Source organism: Bradyrhizobium sp. HKCCYLS3013, assembly GCF_051167615.1.
Classification (GTDB): Bacteria; Pseudomonadota; Alphaproteobacteria; order Rhizobiales; family Xanthobacteraceae; genus Bradyrhizobium.
The window spans coordinates 1-15,135 of record NZ_JBNPTK010000002.1; the positions used below are offsets into that span (position 1 = coordinate 1).

A 15,135-nucleotide genomic window follows, 5' to 3' on the forward strand; every position below is an offset into this window, starting at 1 on the left:
CTTGCCAAAAACCCACAACAGTTGAGCCTCGCAATATGCGGAAGCTGAACCGGACAGCCGTGGGCTTGTCCCGGGCACCCACGCTGCCTCCGCACGACGTGGATGGCCGGGACAAGCCCGGCCATGACGGGAGGAGGGGGCGGGGCGTCAAACGGCTGTTGGTGTGTACGCTCCTGTCGATCGTTGCAATCGTTCTCGCACTCACCGCCTACGCCATCTCCCTCGGCCCGCTGCCGTTGCGCGAGGCCGAGGCGCTGTCCACCACCGTCGTCGACCGCCACGGCAAGCTCTTGCGCGCCTATGCGATGGCGGACGGGCGCTGGCGGCTGCCGGTCAGCGCGAAGAAGGACGTCGATCCGACCTATCTGAAGCTGCTGTTCGCCTATGAGGACCAGCGCTTCTACGACCACCACGGCGTCGATCCACGCGCGCTGGCGCGGGCCGCGATCCAACTCGGCTCGCATGGCCATATCGTCTCCGGCGGCTCGACCATCACGATGCAGCTGGCGCGGCTGCTGGAGCCGCGACGGCAGCGTTCGCTGCACGCCAAGCTCAGGCAGATCGTGCGCGCGCTCGAGCTCGAGCATCAGAAGAGCAAGGACGAGATCCTTGATCTTTATCTGACGCTCGCGCCCTATGGCGGCAATCTCGAAGGCATCCGCGCCGCCTCGATCGCATATTTCGGCAAGGAGCCGAAGCGGCTGTCGCTGGCAGAAGCGGCCCTCTTGGTGGCGCTGCCGCAGTCACCGGAGACGCGCCGGCTCGACCGCCATCCCGAGGCCGCTCGACGCGGCCGGGACCGCGTGCTCGACCGCATGGTGTCGGAGAACGTGATCTCCGTCGAGGACGCGGCGCAGGCGAAGGCGCAAGCCGTGCCTACCTTCCGCAAGCCGATGCCGATCCTGGCGCCGCATGCCGCCGACCAGGCCTCGGCGGCCGTCAAGGGTCAGCCGATGATCCGCCTTACGCTGGATGCCTCGCTGCAGAAGGTGCTGGAGCCGCTGGCGCGCGATCGCGCCATCGCATTGGGACCAAACGTCTCGGTCGGCATCATCGTGGTCGACAATGACAGCGGCGACGTGCTCGCCCATGTCGGATCGGCCGACTATTTCGACGAGAAGCGGGCAGGGCAGGTCGACATGACTCGCGCGGTGCGCTCGCCCGGCTCGACCTTGAAGCCGTTCATCTACGGGCTCGCCTTCGAGGACGGCTTCGTGCACCCGGAGAGCCTGATCGAGGACCGTCCGGTGCGCTTCGGCTCCTATGCGCCGGAGAATTTCGACATGACGTTCCAGGGCACGGTGCCGGTGCGCAAGGCGCTGCAACTGTCGCTGAACGTACCGGCGATCGTGCTGCTGGACCGCGTCGGCGCCAGCCGGCTGTCGTCGCGGCTGAAGCAGGCGGGTGGCAATCTGGTGCTGCCGAAGGACGAGGCCCCGGGCCTCGCCATGGGCCTTGGCGGCGTCGGTGTGACCCTGCAGGACCTCGCCCAGCTCTATACCGGCTTTCCGCGGCTCGGCACCACCAGGCCGCTGCGCGAGATCATGACGGCTGACGGTGCGCAGGATAACGCCCGCGAGCCGATGCGGCTGATGGACTCGGCGGCCGCCTGGCAGGTCGGCAACGTGCTGCTGGGGACGCCGCCGCCGGAAAACGCAGCCCGGAACCGGATCGCCTTCAAGACCGGCACCAGCTACGGCTATCGTGACGCCTGGTCGGTCGGCTTCGACGGCCGCATCACGATCGGCGTCTGGGTCGGCCGGCCCGATGGCGCGCCGGTGCCCGGCCTGATCGGCCGCGTCGCCGCGGCGCCGATCCTGTTCGACGCTTTTGCCCGCAGCGGCAAGCTGCCGGCGACACTGCCAAAGGCGCCCAAGGGGGCGCTTGTCGCCAGCAATTCAAAGTTGCCAATGCCCCTTCGCCGGTTCCGGCCGGTCGGGGAATTGGTGCGGACCGGCGCAGAGCAGGCGCCGCACATTCAGTTCCCGCTGAATGGCTCCCGCATCGATGTCGACCGATCCGCGGGACGCGAGGCTTCGGTGATGCCGGTGAAAGTGTCCGGGGGCGTGCTGCCGCTGACCATGCTGGTCAATGGACTGGCCGTTGGCGAGATCGACAGCCGGCGCCAGCGCCTGATCGATCCGCCCGGGCCGGGCTTTGCCCGCCTCACCGTGATCGATGCCACGGGCGCTGCGGACACAGTTGTGGTCAGAATCCAGTGAGGGTTCGCTAAGCGGTTGTCGGCATGGCGGTTTCAGCGTATTCGGAACCCCATGGTCGAGACCTATGCCCGCCCCCGTTTTGGAGAGCCGCGCGAGCCGAAGAACCTGGTCAATCCAGGCAATCGGCTGGTGCGGATGATCGATGCCGTCACCGTGAGCCACACCAGGGCGGTGGCGTTCCTGCTCGTCTGCGGGCTGCTGTTGTTCCTGCCGGGCTTCTTCACCATCCCGCCGATCGATCGTGACGAGGCGCGCTTCGCCCAGGCGACCAAGCAGATGGTCGAGAGCGGCGATTACGTCGACATCCGCTTCCAGGACGACGTGCGCTACAAGAAGCCAGTCGGCATCTACTGGTTGCAATCGGCTGCGGTCGAGACGGCGTCGGCGATCGGGCTGCCGCGTGCGCAGCTCCGCATCTGGGTCTACCGCATTCCCTCGCTGATCGGCGCGATCGGCGCGGTGCTGCTGACCTATTGGACCGCGCTCTCCTTCGTGACACGGCGCGGCGCGGTGTTCTCCGCCCTGCTGATGTGCTGCTCGGTCCTGCTTGGGGTGGAAGCCCGGCTCGCCAAGACCGACGCGATGCTGCTGTTCACCGTGGTGGCCGCGATGGGCGCGCTGGCGCGCGTCTATCTGTCGTGGCAGCGCGGCGAGGATCCGGTGCATCCGCCGTGGGGACCGCCTGCAATCTTCTGGACGGCGCTCGCCGGCGGCATCCTGATCAAGGGCCCGCTGATCCTGATGTTCGCAGGACTGACGATCTTGGCGTTGGCGATCATGGATCGCGGCGCCGGCTGGCTGTCGCGTCTGCGCCCTCTGTGGGGGCTGATGTGGATGCTGGTGCTGGTGCTGCCCTGGTTCGTGCTGATCTTCCTGCGCGCCGGCGACACCTTCTTTGCCGATTCCGTCGGCGGCGACATGCTGAGCAAGATCGGCGCCCAGGAGTCGCATGGCGCACCGCCGGGACTTTATCTGCTGCTGCTGTTCATCACCTTCTGGCCGGGCGCGCCGCTGGCCGCAATGGCAGCCCCCGCCGTGTGGCGCGCGCGGCGCGAGCCCGGTGCGCAGTTCCTCCTGGCCTGGCTGGTACCGTCCTGGATCATTTTCGAGGCGGTGCTGACCAAGCTGCCGCACTACGTGCTGCCGCTGTATCCGGCGATCGCCATCCTGACCGTGGGCGCGCTGGAGCGGCGGGTGCTGTCGCGCTCGTGGCTGCGCCGCGGCGCCGCCTGGTGGTTCGCGATTCCCGCCATCACCTCGGTGGTGGCCGTGATCGGCGCCATCATCGTGACGCACCAGCCGGTGTTCCTGGCCTGGCCATTCGTGGCGGCGTCGCTGATCTTCGGCCTGTTCGCCTGGTGGCTCTATGACGACGGCCGTGCCGAGCGCTCGCTCTTGAATGCCGGCGTGGCGGCGATGTTCCTGGCGTTCGTGGTGTATGGCGCCGTGCTGCCGGCGCTGACGCCGCTGTTTCCCAGCGCGGAGATTGCGCGCGCGCTGCGCAACGTGGTCTGCGTCGGGCCAAAGGCGGCAGCGGCAGGTTTCCACGAGCCGAGCCTGGTGTTCATGACGGGAACCTCGACCCAGCTCACCGACGGCTCGGGGGCGGCCGACTTCCTCAACCAGGGCACGTGCCGCTTCGCGCTTGTCGAGCAGCGCACCGAGCGGGCGTTCGTGCAGCGCGCCGAGGCGATCGGGCTGCGCTACAACGTCGCCAAGCGGATCGACGGCTACAACATCTCGCAGGGCCGCCCGGTCTCGATCGCGATCTATCGCTCGGAGGGCACCGAATAGATGTCGGCGCCCGACACCTCTCCGTCTTCCTCAGGCTATGTCTCGCAGCTCGCGCTGGTCGGCAAATTCTCGCTGGGACGGCTGGTGCGCCGGCCTCAGACGGCGCCCGATGCAGCAAGCCGGCAGCGTCTGTGGCGCGAACTTCTCCTGCTGATTGGCATCGGTTTGGGCGCGATCGTGATCCTGATGGTTGCCTTCGATGCCTATGAGATCGGGTTGATGCCCGCCCGCGGCACCCCCAGCATGTGGCCATGGCGCATCGTCACCGAGTTCGGCCAGGATGAATACGTGCTGGGTCTGCTGGCAGTCGGCGTCATCGTGACGATCCTGATCGCGCCGCTATGGCCCGAGGCCACGCGCAGCCGCCTGCTGAATTTCGCCACCCACGTTCAGTACGCCTTCTTCGCGGTGCTGGGCTCGGTGCTCGTGGCTCAGGTGCTGAAATACATCATCGGCCGCGGCCGCCCCTTCGTCGGCGGCAAGGCGAATGCCTTCAACTTCGACCCGTTCAACGGCACACCTGCCTATTTCAGCATGCCCTCCGCGCATGCGGTGACGGCCTTTGCGCTGGCCTTCGCCGTTGCCGCCGTCTGGCCGCGATGGCGCGTTCCCGCGTTCATCTATGCCGTCGTGATCGCCCTAAGCCGGCTGGTGCTGCTGGCCCATCATCCAAGCGATGTGGTCGCCGGCGCCGTGGTCGGATTGGCCTGCGCCATGCTGGTCCGCTACTGGTTCGCAGCCCGGCGGCTGGGTTTCCGCCTGGGCAAGGACGGCCAAATCGTACCGCGCTAAAGGGGTTGATAGGCGGCCCCAAGCCCCATAAGAAGCCTCCGCCGCAGCGCCCGGGGCAGCAACCGGTCCAGTCACGCCATTACGAGTTCTCATCTTGTCGACCGAAACCCTCGTTGCCGTCTCCATCGTCGTTCCCGTGCGCAACGAGGCCGGCAATATCGTTCCGCTGATCACCGAGATCGCGGCGGCGCTCGATGGTCTGTGGTCCTACGAGATCATCTACGTCAACGATGGCTCGACCGATGACACCGCGCAGCGGCTCGCCGAGGAAATGGCACGGCGGCCGAACCTGCGTGTGCTGCGGCATGAGAAATCGACCGGCCAATCGGCTGCGGTTCGTAGCGGCATCCGCGCGGCCCATGGCGCCATGGTGGCCACGCTGGATGGTGATGGCCAGAACAATCCCGCGTTCTTGCCCGACCTCATTGCCGCGCTCGAAAAGGGCGGTGCAGGCGTCGGCCTCGTCGCAGGGCAGCGCGTCGGCCGCAAGGATACCGGCTTCAAGAAGCTACAGTCGCGGCTGGCCAACAAGATCCGCAATGCGGTGCTGCATGACGGCACCCGCGATACCGGCTGCGGCCTCAAGGCGGTCCGTCGCGACGTGTTCCTGATGATGCCGTATTTCGATGGTCTGCACCGCTTCCTTCCCGCCCTGGTGCGGCGCGAGGGCTACGACATCGCCTATATCGACGTGATCGATCGTCCCCGGCATTCGGGCGTGTCGAACTACGGGTTCTTCGACCGGCTGTGGATCGGGATCATGGATCTCGCCGGCGTGTGGTGGCTGATCCGCCGCAAGAAGCCGACGCCGGTTGCGATCGAGGTGAAGTCATGCTGATTCAATTCGGGCAGGCGTTCAGCAACTATCTCTATGACATCTTCGTCGCCAAATTCGATTTCTGGCTGGTGTTCGGCCTTGCCGCCCAGCTGGCCTTCGCCGCGCGCTTCGTTGTGCAGTGGATCGCCAGCGAGCGCGCGGGCAAGAGCGTGGTGCCGATCGCCTTCTGGTTCTTCTCGATCGGGGGAGGGCTGATGACGCTGATCTACGGTCTCGTGAAGCGCGAGCCGGTCATCATCTTCGGCCAGCTGCTGTCGAACATCATCTACGTCCGCAACGTGATGTTGATCTTCAAGAACCGCCAGCGGGAATCCCAGACGCTGAGCAATTGATCGGGGCCGTCTTCAGGTTCACAGGGCGGATGTTCGCTGGCGCAGGACAGGCATTGCCTCTCCCATCGCAGTTCGCGCCCAGCTCTCTCCGCGCCGAAGGCGCTTCGGCCCAGGCGCGGGCATGCGGAACAACCGGTTCGTAGCGCCGTCCTACGCTCAGCGCGGCAGCGGCTTTGCAGAGGATGCGGGCAGGGCGACGGTGGCCCCGCTGTCTGCCGCCTCGCTGCGGCGGCTGGCCGCTTCGCCGGCCGCGTCCAGGACGGGATAGGCGACCGAGCAGATGTGGGAGTGGATACGCCTGAGGTCACGCAGCACGTCGAGATGCAGTGAGGTGGTTTCGAGCGTCTCCGAGCGGCCCTCGCGCAGACGTTCGAGGTGCCGCTCGGTCGCGCCGAGCTCTGCGTTGCGGAGCTCGGCTTTCTGATCGAGCAGTTGGTGGGCTTGCTGCGCATCGCCGGACATGAAGATGCCGAACGCGACGCGGAGCGCCTCCATGATCTGGCGGTGAAAGGCCTGCAGCTCGTCGGCGCCCTCCGCAGAGAACTGGAACCTGCGCTTGATCTTCTTGGTCGCGAGCTCGCTCAGGTTCTTGTCGATGATGTCGCCGATGTGTTCGAGGTTGATCGCGAAGGAGATGATCTCCATCGCGCGCTTGCCCTCACGGTCGTCCAGGCTGCCCCGCGTCAGCTTGGTGATGTAGAGCTTGATGGCTTCGTCGAGCCGGTCGACGACATTGTCCGCGCGTGACACCTGATCCACGAGGCCACGGTCGTTGGTCATCATCGCGGTCATGACATTGCGCAACATGGTCTCGACCAGATCGCCCATTCGCAGCGCCTCGCGCGCGGCGTCCGCAAGCGCCAGCGACGGTGTCTCCAGCGCGGTCTCGTCGAGATAGCGCGGTTTGGCCGGATCGACCTCCGCCGGGCGGTCGGAGAACAGTCTGACGAGCAGCTTCTCCATGACGCCGAGCAGGCCGATGAACACCACGGCCGTGCCGAGATTGAAAGCCATGTGGAACTGGGCCGTCAGCTTCGACAGATCGGGCTGAAATTGCTGCAATTGCGCTGCGAGCGGATGCAGGAACGGCGCGATCAGCGCGACTCCGATGACACGGTTGAGGAGATTGCCGACGGGCAGGCGATAGCTCGCCGGGTTGTCACGGCGCGCGCCCTCGAACACCGGATTGACGGCGCTGCCGAGATTGGCGCCAAGCACGAGCGCCAACGCGGCATCGGCCGTGATGAAGTGCGCATAGGCCAGCGACATCACCAGCAGCACGCTGGCGACGCTGGAATGCACGATCCAGGTGACGACGGCGCCGAAGATGATGCACAGCGTGACATCGGCCGTGATCGCCTGCATGAACACGCGCATCGCCGGCGCTTCTTCAGCGGGCGCCAGGGTGTCGATCAGGATGTGCAGCGACAGCAGCATCAGGCCGAGGCCAATCGACACCCGCCCCAGGTCCTTGATGCGCGATCGCGGCCCGCTGCGGAACGCCACCAGGCCGAGCACGAACAGGATGGGGGCGACCGCCGCCACGTTGAACGACAGGACCTGCACGATCAGCGTGGTGCCGATATTGGCGCCGAGCATGATCGCCAGCGCCGGGATCAGGCCGACCAGGCCTTCCGCCGCGAAGGAGGTCGTGATCAGCGCGGTCGCCGTGCTGCTCTGGAGCAGAGCGGTCAGACCGAGTCCGGCGGCGAGCGCGCTGAAGCGGTTACGCAGCGCCCGCGATAGCAGCAGCCGGAGATCCGGGCCGAAGGCGCGAAGAATGCCGCTGTGGACCATGTGAAGGCCCCACAGCAGCAACGCCACGCCGCCCATCAGATCGAGCAGAACCATGATTTCCGTTCGTTCCAGCTTTCCTTGCCGCGCAGGCTACCCCCAATCGGCGGGACATCAACGCCAATTTGTCAGCCCAGGCTGCCCGATCGCGCGACGCTCCGCTTGCTGCGGGCGTGCTTAAGCTGCGTTGAACGCCGCAAAGCCTCGGTCGAGATCCTCCTTGAGATCCTCTACATTCTCCAGGCCAATATGCAGACGCAGCGTGGGGCCGCCGGGCGCCCAGGTGGTGGCCGTGCGATAGCTCGCGCAGTCGAACGGAATCGCCAGGCTCTCGAAGCCGCCCCAGGAATAGCCCATTCCGAACAGCGTCAGCGTGTCGAGCATCGCATCAACCGCGGCTTGCGGCTTTGGTTGCAGCACGATGCTGAACAGGCCGGAGGCGCCGGTGAAGTCCCGCTTCCAGATCGCATGCCCCGGATGGCTCTCCAGCGCAGGATGCAGGACCTCGATCACCTCGGGGCGGGCGGCGAGCCAGCGTGCCATCTCCAGGCCGGACCGATGATGCTGCGCCAGCCGCACGCCGAGCGTCCGCACGCCGCGCAGCGCCAGGAAGACGTCGTCCGGCCCGGCGCAGACGCCGAGCAGGCGGATGCCTTCGGAGATCAGCGGCCACGCCTTCGCATTGGCCGAAATCGTCCCGAACATGATGTCGGAGTGGCCGCCGATATATTTGGTGGCCGCCTGCATGCTGACGTCGACGCCCTGATCGAGGGAGCGGTGGTAGAGCGGCGTCGCCCAGGTGTTGTCGTCGATGACGAGTGCGCCATGCGCATGCGCAACCGCCGCAATGGCGGGGATGTCCGGCATTTCGAACGACTGCGAGCCGGGCGCCTCGACCACTACCGCGCGTGTATTTGGTTTGAGCAGTTGCTCAATTCCTGTGCCGATCAATGGGTCGAAATAGGTCGTCTCGACGCCGTAGCGCGCCAGCATGCCGTTGCAGAAATTGCGGGTCGGGCGATAGATGCTGTCGCAGACCAGCACGTGGTCGCCGGCCTTGAGCACCGACAGCAGGGTCGTCGAGATCGCCCCGAGACCTGACGGCGCGATGCCGACGCCGGCGCATTGCGGGCCCTCCAACGCCATCAGCGCCTGCTGCAATGCCTTGGTGGTCGGCGTGCCGTGGCGGCCATATTGGAATTCGCCGCGGTGTGCATGCAGATCTTCAGCCGTTGGATACAGGACCGTCGACCCATGAACGACCGGAGGATTCACGAATCCGTGCTGCGCTTTCGTGTCCCGCCCCGCCGTGACCAGCCGTGTCTCGACGTTTTGTCGCACCGCCGCAGCGGGGTCGTTCGATAATGCCATTCGCGTGTCTTTTCTCTTTGAGCCTGCCGGGATAGCTGGAAATCAGGCTGCACTGCGGTCGTTAATAACAGAATGCAGAACAGGCCCGTCAACCCCTTGACCCGGACCGCCAGTCGTTCTGTGATGCCGGCGCAATTCGATCGCTGCACGTTGAGGGGCTTGCCGCGATTCCCGCTTCATCTCGCATGCACGGCTCCGTTGTGCATTGCGTGCGCCATATTCTTGGTATGGCGTTTGCAAAGGCGGATTCAGGTCGGCCCCATCTTCGCGCTGAGATTTCATCGCTCCCCAAGGACGACCGCGAAAGGCTGTATTTATGAAACGCGTCACTCTGGCTCTCACTCTTGCTCTCGCCCCGATGCTGGCGAGCGTCGGCGCCCAGGCCGAAACGCTCAAGACCGTCAAGGATCGCGGCATGCTCGCCTGCGGCGTCAGCCAGGGCCTGCCCGGTTTCTCGAACCCGGACGACAAGGGCAACTGGACCGGGCTCGACGTCGACGTCTGCCGCGCCATTGCCGCCGCGATCTTCAACGATCCGACCAAGGTCAAGTTCGTGCCGCTCTCCGCCAAGGATCGCTTCACCGCGCTGCAATCGGGCGAAGTCGACGTGCTGTCGCGCAACACCACCTGGACCCTGTCGCGTGACACCTCGCTCGGCGCGAACTTCGCCGGAATTACCTATTATGACGGCCAGGGCTTCATGGTGAAGAAGGCCCTCAAGGTCAACTCGGCGCTGGAGCTGAACAGCGCTTCGGTCTGCGTGCAGACTGGCACCACGACCGAGCAAAACCTCGCCGACTACTTCAAGGCCAACAAGATGAAGTACGAGGTGATCGCGTTCGCCGGCGCCGACGAGACCGTGAAAGCCTATGAATCCGGCCGCTGCGACGTGTTCACCACCGACGTCTCCGGCCTCTATGCCGAGCGCCTGAAGCTCTCCAATCCGGCCGACCATGTTGTGCTGCCCGAGGTGATCTCGAAGGAACCGCTCGGCCCGATGGTGCGCCACGGCGACGACCAGTGGTTCGACATCGTGAAGTGGACGTTGTTTGGGCTGATCACGGCCGAGGAAATGGGCGTCACCCAGGCGAACGTGGACGAGATGGCCAAGTCGGACAAGCCTGATTTCAAGCGCGCCTTCGGCACCGATGGCAATCTCGGCGAGCAGCTCGGCCTCACCAAGGACTGGTTCTCCCGGATCGTGAAAGCGGTCGGAAACTACGGCGAGATGTATGACCGCAACGTCGGCGCGGGCTCCAAGCTGCAGATCGCGCGCGGTCTGAACCAGCTCTGGAACAAGGGCGGCCTGCAGTACGCGCCGCCGATCCGCTGATCACTGCACGATAGCGGGGCTGCGGCGAATGAGTATCGAAGCGAGGTTACCGCCTGCGCAATATGGGCTTCGGCTGAAGCGCATGCTGGGTGGCAAGGCAGGATGGAACGGCATCATCCTGCAGATCCTGTTCGTCGCAGTCCTGGTGTGGGTTGGCTACGAGATCGTGGCCAACGCACGCAGCAACCTCGCCGCCCAGCGCATCACGTCGGGCTTCGGCTTCCTCAACAACACGGCCGGCTTCGACGTCAACCAGACCCTGATCAGCTACTCCGGCTCCGACAGCTACAGCCGCGTGCTGATCGTCGGCGTGCTGAACACGCTGCTGGTCTCCGTCATCGGCATCGTGCTGGCGACCATCCTGGGCTTTCTGGTTGCGCTTGGCCGCCTGTCGCCGAACGCATTGCTGTCGCGGGTCTCCGGCGCCTATGTCGAGCTGATCCGCAACCTGCCGTTGCTGTTCCAGATCCTGTTCTGGTATCTCGCGGTGCTGGCGGCTCTGCCCGGACCGCGACAGAGCATCTCTCTTTTCTCGACCTTCTTTCTCAACAACCGCGGCTTCATCGTTCCGCGCCCGATCGAAGAAGCCGGCTTCGTGCCGTTCGTGATCGCGCTCGGTGTGGCGATCGTGCTCTCGGTCGGTCTGCACTATTACGCGCGGCGCGAGCTGTTCCTCCGCGGCCATGTGATGCGGATCTGGCCCTGGGTGCTGGGCCTGCTGATCGGCCTGCCGCTGATTGCAGCGCTCGTGTTCGGCGTGCCAATTTCTTTCGAGGTACCGGCGCTCAAGGGATTCAACTTCGCCGGCGGTTCGCGCATCATTCCTGAACTCGTCGCGCTGACCCTGGCGCTGACCATGTACACGGCGTCGTTCATCGCCGAGGTCGTGCGCGCCGGCATTCTCTCGGTCCATAAGGGACAGATGGAAGCGGGGCTCTCGCTTGGACTGAGCCGCGGCACCGTGCTGCGCCTGATCGTCGTGCCGCAAGCGCTCCGCGTCATCCTGCCGCCGCTGACGAACCAGTATTTGAACCTCACCAAGAACTCGTCGCTCGCGGTCGCCATCGGCTATCCCGATCTCGTGTCGGTGTTCGCGGGCACGACGATGAGCCAGACGGGTCAGGCCATCGAGATCATCGGAATTACGATGGGCGTCTATCTGGCGCTGTCGCTGATCACGAGCGCGATGATGAGCTTCTACAGCTGGCGGCTTGGGAAGAGACTTGGCGCATGAAGAGACCTGGCGCATGACCGACATCACGGCCTCAACCTTCATCCGTCAGGACATGGCCGGAGAACGCCCGGCGCCCATCAAGACGACCGGTTTCGTCGGCTTCGTCCGCACGAGGCTGTTGAACTCCCCGACCAATATCCTGCTTACCTTGGTGAGCGCGCTGTTGATCTGGTTCACCGTGATCCCGGCGGTCAAGTTCCTGCTGGTCGACGCAGTGTGGGTCGGCAAGGACCGCGAAGCATGCCTGGCGCAGAACGCCGGCCATCCGGTCGGCGCCTGTTGGCCCTACATCTCGGCGAAGTTCGGTCAGTTCATGTACGGCTTCTACCCGGAGGCCGACCGCTGGCGCGTCAATCTGACCTATGGGCTGGCGGTGGTGCTGCTGGTTCCGCTGCTGATTCCGCGCCTGCCGGCGAAGGGATTGAACGCGGGTCTGTTCTTCTTTGCGCTTCCGGTGGTCGCGTTCTTCCTGCTCTATGGCGGTGGGCTGGAAGGCTTCGGCGTGAGCTGGACTACAGGCGCCCTCCAGCTATTCGTCGAGAGCATCGATACGGCCGGTGACGCACTGGTCCGCGCCGGCGACAATTTGCCGGTGGTCGGCGTGCTGCTGTGGCTGCTCGGCAAGCTGGTCGTGCTGATCGGAACGCTCGCATCGCTCGTGATCTGGCCACTGGTCTGGATCCGCAACGAACTGCAGCAATCTCACCAGCCCGTGTGGAATGATCTCGCGCTCTCGGCGATCATTGTCACCGCGCTGGTGTTCATCGTCGGCGGCGGGAGCAGGGCGCTGCGCAGCGTCATCGCCACGGCCGCGACCTTCGCTGGCATTGCCGTCGTCATTGCGATCATGGGCCTCGATCGCGGCGGCCTTCCCATCGTCGACACAAGGCTGTGGGGCGGAATGCTGGTGACGCTGGTCGTCTCGGTGATCGGCATCGTTGCGTCGATGCCGATCGGCATTGCGCTTGCGCTCGGCCGCCGCTCGACCATTCCACTGATCCGCATCTTTTCGATCGCCTTCATCGAGCTGGTCCGCGGCGTGCCGCTGATCACCGTGCTGTTCTTCGCCACCTACATGCTGCCGCTGTTCCTGCCCGGCAATGCCAGGGTCGATGGCCTGGTACGGGCGCTGATCGGCGTTGCGCTGTTCTCCGGCGCCTACATGGCCGAGGTGATCCGCGGCGGCCTGCAGGCCATTCCGCGCGGCCAGGCGGAGGCGTCGAGCGCGCTCGGCCTGTCCTGGTGGAAGACGACGAGCTTCATCGTGCTGCCGCAGGCGCTGCGCCACGTGATCCCCGGCATCGTCAACAGCTTCATCTCGCTGTTCAAGGACACCTCGCTGGTGTCCATCGTGGCGCTGTTCGACCTGCTCGGCAGCCTCAAGGCCTCGTTTGCCGATCCGGTCTGGGCGACGCCGACCACGGCCTTCACCGGCTTTGCCTTCACGGGGCTGATCTACTTCGCCTTCTGCTTCGGCATGTCACGCTACTCCCTGCTGGTCGAGCGCCGCGTCAACGCGCACCGGCGCCATTGAGCCAGAGATCATCGAGAGATCCATGACTGCAAATTCGATCGTCAGCATTTCCGCCCTCAACAAGTGGTACGGCGAATTCCACGTCTTGCGCGACATCAATCTCTCGGTCGGGAAGGGTGAGCGCATCGTGATCTGCGGGCCTTCGGGCTCAGGCAAGTCGACCTTGATCCGCTGCATCAACGCGCTCGAGGAATTCCAGGAGGGCGAGATCAATGTCGACGGCATCGACCTCGGTCCGAACCTCAAGCGCGTGGACGAGGTTCGCCGCGAGGTCGGCATGGTGTTCCAGAGCTTCAACCTGTTTCCGCACCTGACCGTGCTGGAGAACTGCACCCTGGCGCCGATCTGGGTGCGCAACATCCCGCAGAAGGAAGCCGAGGCGACCGCGATGAAGTTCCTGGAGCGGGTCAAGATCCCGCATCAGGCGCAGAAATACCCGGGCCAGATGTCGGGCGGTCAGCAGCAGCGTGTCGCCATCGCGCGCGCGCTGACGATGAACCCCAAGGTCATGCTGTTCGACGAGCCGACCTCGGCGCTCGATCCGGAGATGGTGAAGGAGGTGCTCGACACCATGGTCGATCTCGCGAAGGAGGGCATGACCATGCTGGTCGTGACCCACGAGATGGGCTTCGCGCGCGAGGTCGCCAACCGCGTCGTGTTCATGGACGCCGGCCAGATCATCGAATCGAACACGCCGCAGGAGTTCTTCGCCAATCCGCAGCATGCGCGCAGCAAGCTGTTCCTGAGCCAGATCCTGCGGCATTGATGGGGCGAATTGGGAGATGCGAATAGCGAATAGAGGTCGTTTCTCGTTCGCTACTCGTCTTTCGCGTCCTACATGAACGGCGGCTTGATCCCGCTGCGCTTCTCGAGCCAAGCCGGCACCGGCAGGTTCTTCGAACGCATGAACTCTGGATTGTACAGCTTCGACTGATAGCGCGTGCCGGAGTCGCACAGGATGGTCACGATGGTGTGGCCGGGGCCGAGCTTCCGGGCGAGCTGCACCGCGCCGGCGACGTTGACGCCGGTCGAGCCGCCCAGGCACAGGCCTTCATGCTGCACGAGGTCGTAGATCGTGTTGACGGCATCCTCGTCGGACACCAGGAACGCGTCGTCGACCTTGGCGGTCTCGATCACGGGCGTCACGCGACCGATGCCGATGCCTTCGGTGATGGAGTCGCCGGGCGTCGACTTGACGACGCCGTTCTTGAACCATTCGTACATGGCGAAGCCGTGCGGATCGGCGCAGGCGGTGACGATATCCTTGTTCCTGTCCTTCAAATAGCGGCTGGTGCCGGCAATCGTGCCGCCGGTGCCGACCGCGCAGATGAAGCCGTCGACCTTGCCGTTGGTCTGCTCCCAGATCTCGGGTCCCGTGGACTCATAATGCGCCTTGGCGTTGTCGAGGTTGTTCCACTGGTCGGCGAACAGCACGCCGTTCGGCTCGGTCTTGCGCAGTTCGTCGGCGAGCCTGCGGCCGACATGCTGATAGTTGTTGGGATTGCTGAACGGCAACGCCGGCACCTCGACCAGCTCCGCGCCGCACAGCCGTAGCATGTCCTTCTTTTCCTGGCTCTGCGTCTCCGGAATCACGATCAGCGTGCGATAACCGCGCGCGCTGGCGACCACGGCCAGACCGATGCCGGTGTTGCCGGCAGTGGCCTCCACCACGAGGCCGCCCGGCTTGAGATCGCCACGTCTCTCGGCCTCCAGGATCATCCACTTGCCGGCACGGTCCTTGACCGACTGGCCCGGGTTCATGAACTCGGCCTTGCCGAGAATGGTGCAGCCCGTCGCCTCCGAGGCGCGCTTGAGCTTGATCAGCGGCGTGTTGCCGATCGCCGCGACGACGTCGTTATGAATGGTCATTTTGCAGATACCGTAGGAGTTT

12 protein-coding genes are annotated in these 15,135 nt (G+C 65.0%); 9 read left to right on the forward strand and 3 right to left on the reverse strand.

Annotation, left to right across the window (positions count from 1 at the left end):
* The first annotated feature begins 98 nt into the window (after positions 1-98).
* The 5 genes from pbpC (at position 99) to ACQR1F_RS04140 (ending at position 5,978) form a co-directional block, all read left to right on the forward strand.
* The gene (pbpC, locus tag ACQR1F_RS04120; protein ID WP_434912714.1) at positions 99-2,222 is read left to right on the forward strand and encodes a penicillin-binding protein 1C; all 2,124 of its coding nucleotides are present in this window, start codon (positions 99-101) and stop codon (positions 2,220-2,222) included.
* Between the two features lie 51 nt (positions 2,223-2,273).
* Positions 2,274-4,016, forward strand: coding sequence for an ArnT family glycosyltransferase (locus ACQR1F_RS04125; protein WP_434839872.1), 1,743 nt, complete (start codon positions 2,274-2,276; stop codon positions 4,014-4,016).
* Positions 4,017-4,808, forward strand: coding sequence for a phosphatase PAP2 family protein (locus ACQR1F_RS04130; RefSeq protein ID WP_315799906.1), 792 nt, complete (start codon positions 4,017-4,019; stop codon positions 4,806-4,808).
* 94 nt (positions 4,809-4,902) lie between these two features.
* On the forward strand, positions 4,903-5,646 hold the full coding sequence (locus ACQR1F_RS04135; protein ID WP_434839873.1) for a glycosyltransferase family 2 protein: 744 nt from the start codon (positions 4,903-4,905) through the stop codon (positions 5,644-5,646).
* Positions 5,640-5,978, forward strand: a complete 339-nt coding sequence (locus ACQR1F_RS04140) for a lipid-A-disaccharide synthase N-terminal domain-containing protein (protein ID WP_434839874.1) — start codon at positions 5,640-5,642, stop codon at positions 5,976-5,978. The genes ACQR1F_RS04135 and ACQR1F_RS04140 overlap by 7 nt, the downstream gene beginning before the upstream one ends.
* Before the next feature lie 156 nt (positions 5,979-6,134).
* Here the strand turns inward: ACQR1F_RS04140 and ACQR1F_RS04145 are convergent, their stop codons facing one another.
* Complete coding sequence (locus ACQR1F_RS04145; protein WP_434912565.1) at positions 6,135-7,829, reverse strand: Na/Pi cotransporter family protein; 1,695 nt, start codon at positions 7,827-7,829, stop codon at positions 6,135-6,137.
* Positions 7,830-7,949: 120 nt separating this feature from the next.
* On the reverse strand, positions 7,950-9,143 hold the full coding sequence (metC, locus tag ACQR1F_RS04150) for a cystathionine beta-lyase (protein ID WP_316178668.1): 1,194 nt from the start codon (positions 9,141-9,143) through the stop codon (positions 7,950-7,952).
* 316 nt (positions 9,144-9,459) lie between these two features.
* Here metC and ACQR1F_RS04155 point away from each other — a divergent pair, with 316 nt between their 5' ends.
* From ACQR1F_RS04155 to ACQR1F_RS04170, 4 genes are read left to right on the forward strand one after another with little or no spacing between them, the layout of a single operon-like run.
* A complete protein-coding gene (locus tag ACQR1F_RS04155) occupies positions 9,460-10,476 on the forward strand; it encodes an amino acid ABC transporter substrate-binding protein (protein WP_315799911.1) in 1,017 nt (338 codons plus the stop codon).
* A gap of 28 nt (positions 10,477-10,504) precedes the next feature.
* Positions 10,505-11,710 (forward strand): amino acid ABC transporter permease, encoded by a 1,206-nt coding sequence (locus ACQR1F_RS04160; RefSeq protein WP_434912566.1) that lies wholly within the window; start codon positions 10,505-10,507, stop codon positions 11,708-11,710.
* Between the two features lie 13 nt (positions 11,711-11,723).
* On the forward strand, positions 11,724-13,244 hold the full coding sequence (locus ACQR1F_RS04165; RefSeq protein WP_434912567.1) for an amino acid ABC transporter permease: 1,521 nt from the start codon (positions 11,724-11,726) through the stop codon (positions 13,242-13,244).
* 22 nt (positions 13,245-13,266) lie between these two features.
* Positions 13,267-14,010 (forward strand): amino acid ABC transporter ATP-binding protein, encoded by a 744-nt coding sequence (locus ACQR1F_RS04170; protein ID WP_315799914.1) that lies wholly within the window; start codon positions 13,267-13,269, stop codon positions 14,008-14,010.
* A 68-nt stretch (positions 14,011-14,078) separates the two neighbouring features.
* Here the strand turns inward: ACQR1F_RS04170 and ACQR1F_RS04175 are convergent, their stop codons facing one another.
* A complete protein-coding gene (locus ACQR1F_RS04175) occupies positions 14,079-15,113 on the reverse strand; it encodes a cysteine synthase A (RefSeq protein WP_316178672.1) in 1,035 nt (344 codons plus the stop codon).
* Between the last annotated feature and the right edge of the window lie 22 nt (positions 15,114-15,135).

Bases quoted from the DNA above. Each gene is read 5' to 3' on its own strand.
- ACQR1F_RS04125 (WP_434839872.1), top strand. From the start codon at position 2,274: ATGGTCGAGACCTATGCCCGCCCCCGTTTTGGAGAGCCGCGCGAGCCG.
- ACQR1F_RS04130 (WP_315799906.1), top strand. From the start codon at position 4,017: ATGTCGGCGCCCGACACCTCTCCGTCTTCCTCAGGCTATGTCTCGCAG.
- ACQR1F_RS04140 (WP_434839874.1), top strand. From the start codon at position 5,640: ATGCTGATTCAATTCGGGCAGGCGTTCAGCAACTATCTCTATGACATC.
- ACQR1F_RS04145 (WP_434912565.1), bottom strand. From the start codon at position 7,829: ATGGTTCTGCTCGATCTGATGGGCGGCGTGGCGTTGCTGCTGTGGGGC.
- metC (WP_316178668.1), bottom strand. From the start codon at position 9,143: ATGGCATTATCGAACGACCCCGCTGCGGCGGTGCGACAAAACGTCGAG.
- ACQR1F_RS04155 (WP_315799911.1), top strand. From the start codon at position 9,460: ATGAAACGCGTCACTCTGGCTCTCACTCTTGCTCTCGCCCCGATGCTG.
- ACQR1F_RS04160 (WP_434912566.1), top strand. From the start codon at position 10,505: ATGAGTATCGAAGCGAGGTTACCGCCTGCGCAATATGGGCTTCGGCTG.
- ACQR1F_RS04165 (WP_434912567.1), top strand. From the start codon at position 11,724: ATGACCGACATCACGGCCTCAACCTTCATCCGTCAGGACATGGCCGGA.
- ACQR1F_RS04170 (WP_315799914.1), top strand. From the start codon at position 13,267: ATGACTGCAAATTCGATCGTCAGCATTTCCGCCCTCAACAAGTGGTAC.
- ACQR1F_RS04175 (WP_316178672.1), bottom strand. From the start codon at position 15,113: ATGACCATTCATAACGACGTCGTCGCGGCGATCGGCAACACGCCGCTG.